General features: G+C 72.9%; 7 protein-coding genes. All 7 read right to left on the minus strand.

Annotated features, from left to right (window positions below; all coding sequences use genetic code 11):
- Positions 1 to 196 (minus strand): DUF3492 domain-containing protein (locus GA0115240_RS09620; protein WP_141708794.1); only part of this gene is annotated, 196 nt, incomplete at its 3' end.
- Between the two features lie 207 nt (positions 197 to 403).
- Entirely contained in the window at positions 404 to 2,122 is a 1,719-nt protein-coding gene (locus GA0115240_RS09625) for a dipeptide ABC transporter ATP-binding protein (protein WP_370673305.1), read from the minus strand.
- A 161-nt stretch (positions 2,123 to 2,283) separates the two neighbouring features.
- Positions 2,284 to 3,273, minus strand: coding sequence for an ABC transporter permease (locus GA0115240_RS09630; protein WP_093736240.1), 990 nt, complete (start codon positions 3,271 to 3,273; stop codon positions 2,284 to 2,286).
- A complete protein-coding gene (locus GA0115240_RS09635) occupies positions 3,270 to 4,277 on the minus strand; it encodes an ABC transporter permease (protein WP_093736241.1) in 1,008 nt (335 codons plus the stop codon). The genes GA0115240_RS09630 and GA0115240_RS09635 overlap by 4 nt, the downstream gene beginning before the upstream one ends.
- A 4-nt stretch (positions 4,278 to 4,281) precedes the next feature.
- Positions 4,282 to 5,994: an ABC transporter substrate-binding protein gene (locus tag GA0115240_RS09640; RefSeq protein ID WP_093736242.1), complete on the minus strand. Its 1,713-nt coding sequence runs from the start codon at positions 5,992 to 5,994 to the stop codon at positions 4,282 to 4,284.
- Between the two features lie 260 nt (positions 5,995 to 6,254).
- The gene (locus tag GA0115240_RS39170; protein WP_346267932.1) at positions 6,255 to 6,362 is read right to left on the minus strand and encodes an Ms4533A family Cys-rich leader peptide; all 108 of its coding nucleotides are present in this window, start codon (positions 6,360 to 6,362) and stop codon (positions 6,255 to 6,257) included.
- Positions 6,363 to 6,508: 146 nt separating this feature from the next.
- On the minus strand, positions 6,509 to 7,790 hold a 1,282-nt coding region (locus tag GA0115240_RS09645; protein WP_346267933.1), incomplete at its 5' end, for a DUF3152 domain-containing protein.

The following is a 7,790-nucleotide window of genomic DNA, read 5'->3' on the forward strand; positions in this document are numbered from 1 at the left end:
AGAGGCGTTCGGTCCGCACCCGCCGTACCTGCGGCGGCGACGGCGCCCGGCCGGCCGCCTCGGTCCGCGAGGACCGGCTCAGCGCGTAGACGTCGAAGTCGTGGTGCCCGAGCCCGCGCACGAGCCGGTCGCACCACGCGACCCCCTCACCTCGCGCATACGGGTAGCCACCCTCGGTGAGCAACGCGATCCGCACGTGTCGGCCTCCTTTCGCCGTGCCGGCGCACTGGGATGTGCTGCCGGTACGGGCGGGAGCCGCGGTCGTGGAGCTGCGCGGCGGGCGCGACGGCCCGGCGCGAAGACGTTATGCCGCTCGGACGGTGGCGCGGCGGACGGTTGTCCGCCGCACCACCAAAAGGGGTGAAGACACGTAACTTCTCCCACGGACACGCGTTGACGTGACCTATGGTGTGGTCGACATCACGCTCCGCAGCGCTTTGCGGTCCGCCCGGCGCGCCGCCGACTCCGCCGGATCCAGCACCGGCACCGAGGCGAGCAGCCCCTTCGTGTACGGGTCCTGGGGTGCGTCGTACACCTCGCGCACGGTCCCGCTCTCCACGATCCGCCCGGCCCGCATCACCGCGACCCGGTCGCTCACCTGCCGCACCACGGCGAGGTCGTGCGCCACGAACACCAGCGCCAGCCCGAGGTCCCGCTGCAACCCGGCCAGCAGGTCCACCACTTGCGCCTGCGTCGTCACGTCCAGCGCGGACACCGCCTCGTCGCAGACGATCAGCTGCGGCTCGGGGGCCAACGCCCGTGCGATGCCGACCCGTTGCCGCTGTCCGCCGCTGAACTCGTGCGGATAGCGGTGGTACCAGTCCGGGTCCAGGCCGACCCGCTCCAGCAGTCCGCCCACCCGCGCCACCACCTCCTGGTCCGTCAGCTCGCCGGCCGCCCGCAGCGGGTCGGCGATCGACTCCCCGATGCTCCGGCGCGGATTCAGCGACGCCACCGGGTCCTGGAAGACCATCTGCAGCTCCCGCCGGAGCGGGCGCAGCGCCTTCTCCCCCAGCGTGCCGATCTCCCGCCCCCGGTACCTGATCGCACCCGCGGTGGGGTCCAGCAGCCGTACCAGCATCCGGCCGAGCGTCGTCTTGCCGCTCCCGCTCTCCCCGACGATCCCGAGCGTCTCCCCGGCCCGTACGGTGAGCGACACCCCGTCAACCGCGGCCACCAGATTTCGCCCCCGCCCGAACTCCCGCCGCAGCCCAACGGCTTCGAGCAGCACGTCCCGGTCCGGCCGCCGCGGTGCGGCCTCGTCGTGCCCTTCCGGCGACGGTGCGGACGGCGGATCGGCGGACGGTTGACCGGCGGGCGCCGGACCGGCGGCGGACGGCGCCCCGGGCAGCGGGCGAACGCGCGGCACCGCGCTGAGCAGCGCCCGTGTGTACGGATCCCGGGGCCCGCCGAGCACCTCCGCCACCTCCCCCCGCTCCACCGCGGCGCCGCCGCGCAGCACCAGCACGTCGTCCACGCTGCCCGCCACGACCCCGAGGTCGTGGGTGACCAGCAGCAGGCCCATGCCGGTCTCGGCGCGCAGCTCGTGCAGGAGGTCGAGGATCTGCGCCTGGACGGTGACGTCGAGCGCCGTGGTCGGCTCGTCGGCGATCAGCAGGCGCGGCTCGCAGGCCAACGCCATCGCGATCAGCGCCCGTTGACGCATGCCGCCGCTGAACTCGTGCGGCCGGGAGCGGGAGCGGCGCCGGGCGTCGGGGATGCCGACCCGGTCCAGCACCTCGACCGCGCGGGCCCGGGCCGCGGACCGGGAGGCACGGTGGTGGACGCGGTAGACCTCGGCGATCTGGTCGCCGATCGCGTAGTACGGGTCGAGCGAGGACAGCGGGTCCTGGAAGACCATCGCGGCCACCCCGCCCCGCAGCCGCCGCAACTCGGCCTCGGAGGCGGTCCGAACGTCGGTGCCGGCCACCCGGATCGTGCCGGAGACCCGCGCCCCGGTACCGCGGTGCAGTCCCAGCAGCGCATAGGCCGTCGCGCTCTTGCCGGAGCCGGACTCGCCGACCAGGCCGAGCGCGCCGCCCGCGGCCAGCGTGAAGCCGAGGCCGTCGACGGCCCGCACCACCCCGCCCCCGGTGGGGAACTCGATTCGCAGATCGGCCACGTCGACCAGGGCGTCGGCCGAGCCCGGCGGCGGGGTCGAAACCGGGCCCGGTACCGGCGCCGAAGCCGGGGCCGGGATCGCGGCAGAGGCCGCGTTCGGAATCACGGGAGCGGCCGGGGTCGGGGCCGCCCCGGTTCCCGACGCCGCGTCGGTCACCTCACTCATGCGAGCACCACCCTCCGGTCCGACACGGCGTACAGCACGTCCGCGATCGCGTTGGCCGCCACCACGGCGAGCCCCATCACCAGCACGATGCCGACCACCACCGGCAGGTCCTTCGACTGCACCGACTGCACGAGCTGCTGCCCGAGCCCCGGGATGCCGAAGAGCGTCTCGGTGAGCAGCGCGCCCCCGAACATCGTGCCCAGGTCCAGCGCGGACAGCGCGATCACCGGGGTCAGCGCGGCCCGCAGCGCGTGGCGGCGGACGATGGCCCCCTCGCCGACGCCGTAGGCCCGGAAGGTCCTGATGTGGTCCTCGGCCAGTGTCTCCAGCATCGAACTGCGGGTCAGCCGGGCGTACTTGGCCGCCTCGACCAGCGCCAGCGCGAGCCAGGGCAGCAGCAGATTCCACGCCCACTGCTGGGGGTCCTGGGTGAGCGGCACATACGTCGGGAAGGGCAGCCACTGCAGCCAGGAGCAGAAGACGAGCAGCAGCAGGATGCCGGTGATGAACACCGGCACCGCCGTGCCGACCAGGGTGAATCCGGTCAGCAGCCGCTCCGTCAGGGTGCCGCGCCGCAGCGCCGAGACGACGCCGGTGCCGACCCCGATGACCAGCCAGAGAGCCATCGCCCCGAGGGCGAGGGAGGCGGTGGCGGGCAGCTTCACCGCGACGACGTGGCTGACGAGGTCGCCGGTGCGGTAGGACTGCCCGAGGCAGGGCGCGGGGCAGTGGACCGCGGCCGTGCCGGTGCTGTAGTCGTGTCCGGCGACGATGCCCGCCAGGAAGTGCCAGAACTGGACGTACACCGGGTCGTTCAGGCCCATCCGGTCGCGGATCTGTTCGACTTGGGCGACGGAGCACTTGGGCCCGCAGGCCAGTCGCGCCGCGTCGCCCGGGGCGAGGTAGAAGACCGCGTAGAGCACCGCGGCCAGTACCAGCAGGACCATGAGGGCCTGGAAGAACCTCCTGGCGAGGAAGCGCGTCACGAGCCGGCCTCCTCGTCGTCGCGACGGCCCCGGCCGGTGCCGATCCGCAGCCGGCTGGCGGCCCGCGGGTCCAGCGCGGTGCGGATGCCCTCCGCGAAGACGGTGAAGGCCAGCACCACGACGAACAGCAGCGCGGCGGGCAGCACCACATAGGCCGGGTCGGCCTGGTACCAGGTGGTGGCGCTGGACAGCAGCTGGCCCCAGGAGGAGGTGGGCGGCATCACGCCGATGCCGAGGAAGGACAGGCCCGCCTCGGAGACGATGTTGCCGGGCAGCAGAATGGCCGCGTACGTCAGTACCGGCGCCACCAGCGCGGGCAGCAGTTCCCGGCGGGCGGTCCGCCACGGGCTGGAGCCGGCCAGCCGGGACGCCGCCACGTAGTCGAGTGATTTCTGGGCCAGTACCTGCGCGCGCACGATCTTGGCGATGCTGCCCCAGGCCAGCAGCCCGAGCACCAGCATCAGCAGCAGGGGGCGCGGGAAGCCGTCCGGCACCACCGCGATCAGCGCGATGGCGAAGATCAGCGCGGGCATGGTGACGAAGACATCGGTGATCCGGCTCAGCAGCCCGTCGACGAGCCGGTTGCCGAGTCCGGCGGCGAGCCCGAGGACGGTGCCGATCACCACTTGCAGCGCGGTGGCGCCGATCGCGACGAACAGCGAGACCTGCGCGCCGTAGACGAGCCGGGCGAACAGGTCGCGGCCGGTGTTGGGTTCGACGCCGAGCCAGTGGTCGGCGCTGATCCCGCCGAAGGTGCCGCGCGGCACCGCGCCGGCCGCGGAGTTGAGCAGTTCGGCGTGGTAACTGGTGGTGTCCTGGCCCTCCAGGCCGGTCAGCAGGGGCGCGGTCAGGGCGACCAGGACGAGCAGGACGATGACGGCGCCCCCGGCCAGGGCCGCGCGCTGGGCGCGCAGCCGCCGCCAGATCTGCCGGGCCCCGAGGGCGGGGGCGGACGCCGGTCGGTCCGCCCCGCCCTCGATGGCCGTGATGACGTCGACGGTCACGGGGTCACTTCACCGCGACCTGCGAGACGTCCAGCACACCGGTCCAGTCGCTGATCACGACGTTCTTGATGTTCTTGCCGAACAGCCGCTTGTAGACCGGGTGGTAGAGCGGCACGGTCAATGCCTGCGCACCGATCCTCTTGTCCAGGGCGCCCCAGCGGACGGCGGCGGCCTTCAGGTCGGTGATCTTGTTGATGGCGTCGATCTCGCTGTTGACCGAAGGGTCGTTCAGCTGGGCGTTGTTGAAGTTGGCGCCGTCCTTGACGATCTGCCGGCCGTCGAAGATCGGGCCGAGGAAGGGGCCGCCGGACGGCCAGTCGGCGCCCCAGCCGGCCAGGAAGAAGCCCGGCTCGGTGCTGGTGGTGCGGACCTTGTCGCTGTACGCGTTGTGCTCCTCGCCGTCGAGCTTGACGGTGATCCCGGCGAGCTTCAGCGCCTCCTGGACGGCGGTGGCGACCTCGGGGCCCTGCTCGCCGCCCTTGTTGGTGTCGTGGGTGAGGGTGACGGTCAGCCCGTTGGGGTAACCCGCCTGCGCCAGCAGCTGCTTGGCCTTGGCCGGGTCGCCGGTGGCGCCCGCCGGGAAGGGGTCGTAGGGCGTGTAGCCGAAGGACGCCTGCGCGGGCAGGAAGGTGGTGGCCGGGTCGTTGAGCGAGGAGCCGCCCTGCGCGTTGATCACCGTGGTGCGGTTGACGGCGTAGGCGATGGCCTCGCGGACCTTGATGTTGTCGAACGGCTTCACCTTCGGGTCGAAGGCGATGTAGTCGGTGTAGCCGAAGTGGCCGGTGCCGACCCGGCCGGCCAGGTTCTTGTCGCCGCTGATCCTGGCGAGTTCGGCCGGGCCGAGGTTGGTGTCGGTGGTCACCGCGTCCGCGTCGTTGCCGACGCCGGCGGCGAGCCGCTGGTTGATGACGGCCTGGTCGAGCCCGGAGCGCACGTCGATGGTGTCCGGGTACGCCTTGCGCTGGTCGTCGGTGGCGGCGGACCACTGCGGGTTGCGCTTGAGCACGAGGTGCTCGCCGTTGTTCTCGTTGCTGGCCACCTCGTACGGGCCGGACGACACCGGGTGGTCGGCGTACTTGGTGCCGGTGTCCTCGGCCTTGGGCACGGGCGCGAAGGAGGTCTGGGTGGCCAGCAGCGGGAACTCGCCCTCGGGCTTGTTCAGATGGAAGACGATGGTCTTCGGGTCGGGCGTCACGACCGACGCCAGGCCCTTGGGGTCCTTGTACGGCCCCTGGTAGTCGGCCGCGCCGACCAGCCAGTCCCGCAGGTAGGGCGCGCCGCCGGACAGCTCGGGAGCGAACGACCGCTCGATGTCGTACTTGATGTCGGCGGTGGTGATGGGCGTGCCGTCCTGGTACTTCAGCCCGTCCTTGAGGTGGTACGTCCACACGGTCGCGTCCTGGCTGGGCTCGCCGGTGTCGGTGGCCAGGTCCGGGACGACCTTGGAGCCGGCCGCGCCGGCCGCCCGGTTGCGGGTGGTGAGGGTGCGGTAGACCAGCGAGGGGATGTTGCCGCCGCCGGAGGTGTACAGGCGGGCCGGGTCGAAGTCCTCCTGCGGCTGGTTGTTGAGCACGTAGAGGGTGCCGCCCTTCGCCGGTTTGCCGTCGCTCGCCTTCGCGTCGCCGCTCTTCGGGCCGCAGGCGACGGCCCCTCCGGCAAGGGCCAAGCCGACGGCTATCACGCCTATCCGGCGGGATGTCAGGGGCACAGGACGCATGATCGACCTTTCAGACGGGGTGAACGGCACCACGACGGGCACGACGACGGGCGTCGCGTCGGGCACCGCGAGGGGCGCGGAAACGGGTGCGCGCGACCGATGCGCGCGACGGATGCGTGCAGCGGGTGCGCAGCCAAGGGAGGACGGACTCGCCGGAGCGCGCCCGGAGCGGAGGCGGGCAGCAGCTCCACGCGGCCGGGTGCCGCGCCGACGCGGCCGGGACGAGGGGGAGTTCCCCGATCGGGGCGGGGAGGACGCGGTCAGCGACAGTGCACGTCGGCGACGCTGTGCGCGGCAACGCCGATCAACGCCAACTCGATGCTCTCGATGCAGGCGTGCAGGGTGGGACGTGCGTGACGGGACGGCATGGGGCAAGCGTGCAGCGAAGCAGCCCCGGATGTCAAAGCGCTGTAAGGATGAACTCCAAGGTCCCCTTATGGGGAAAGAGCCTGGATGACGGGCGCCCCGCCCCGGGGCAAAGGCGTCCTGGGGCGCCCTGGGGGCCTGGGGCGTCCTACGGGAAGGGCCAGGGGTTCGGCTTGCAGGTCGGTCCGCCGTCGAGGGACAGGAACTTGGTCTGCTGCATCATGACCGGCGCGAGCGCGCCCTCCTTCGGACAGCCGACATGGGAGTGCCCGAGCCGGTGCCCGACCTCGTGGTTGATGAGCATCTGGCGGTACTCGTGCATGCGCTGCGGGCCGAAGGTGGCCGCGCCCTCCGCCCACCGGTACGCGTTGATCATCGTGCGCGGGGTGGACGCCGCGTCACACGACACATTGTCAACCGTGGTGTCCAGACCGGATTTCTCACACCACTTGGCGGTGGTGCCGGGGCTGGCGAGGGTAACGACGATGTCGGCGGGGCCGGTTGAGACCCGCTCGAAGGTCATCGTGCCGCCGTGCCCCCAACTCCGCGGATCGTTCAGCGTTTTGAACACGGTCTGGGCGAACAGCCCGGCGTCCAGCGGCAGTCCCTTCTCCACGTCGACCCGGAACCGCATGACCCGCCCCTTGCCCGGCGCCGCCTGCGTGCCGGGCACGGTGGTGAAGGCGCCGGACAGCGCGAGCTGGGGATCGAGCGGATACTGCCGGGCCATGAGCTGGTCGTAGTCGGCGGGCGCGGCCGTCACCGAGGCGTCCGGGGAGGGGCTCGCGGCTCCCGTCGGGGTGGCGGGCGCGTCGTCGGGCGCGGACTGCCCGCCGCTGCCCTTGCCGCCGGCCCCGCCCGTCCCGGTGTGGTCCTTCTCACCCCCGATGAGCTGTCCGCCGACCACCACGGCCAGCACGGTGACAACCGCGGCGGCTGCGATGCCGCTGAGGGTGCGGCCCTTGCCGAGGCTCTTGCCGCCGCCCTTGCCGCCGGTTTTGCCGCCGTTCCGGCCGCCGTCCTTCCCGGCGCCCTTGCCGCCGGTCTGCCCCCTGTCCGTGCCCCTGTCCGTGCCACCGGCCGCCGCCGGCCGGGGCTCCGCCGCCAGCAGCGCCTCGGCGGGCCTGCGCGGCCCGCCCGGCAGGCGTCCGCCCGGTGGACCGTCGAAGGCCCCGTCGAAGGCGTCCACGTACTCCTGCCGGGGCCGCGGGATCGTCCGGCCGGCCGCGTGCAGCTGGCGTGCCGACTCCGCGGCCGTCGTGCCCAGGGCGCCGGTCTCGTACGGCGGCCAGTCCTCCAGGTCGAGCGGCAGTTCCTCGGAGCGCGGCGTCCCCCGGCCCGGCCCCGGCGTGGTCCAGCCGCCGGCCGTTCCCCAGGCCGTGTGCTCGCGGTGCTCGGGGTGGGACGGCGGCGGCGCGTTCAGCTCCTCC

The organism is Streptomyces sp. DvalAA-14 (assembly GCF_900091855.1).
Taxonomy (GTDB): Bacteria; Actinomycetota; Actinomycetes; order Streptomycetales; family Streptomycetaceae; genus Actinacidiphila.

Bases quoted from the DNA above. Each gene is read 5' to 3' on its own strand.
- GA0115240_RS09640 (WP_093736242.1), bottom strand. From the start codon at position 5,994: ATGCGTCCTGTGCCCCTGACATCCCGCCGGATAGGCGTGATAGCCGTC.
- GA0115240_RS39170 (WP_346267932.1), bottom strand. From the start codon at position 6,362: ATGCCGTCCCGTCACGCACGTCCCACCCTGCACGCCTGCATCGAGAGC.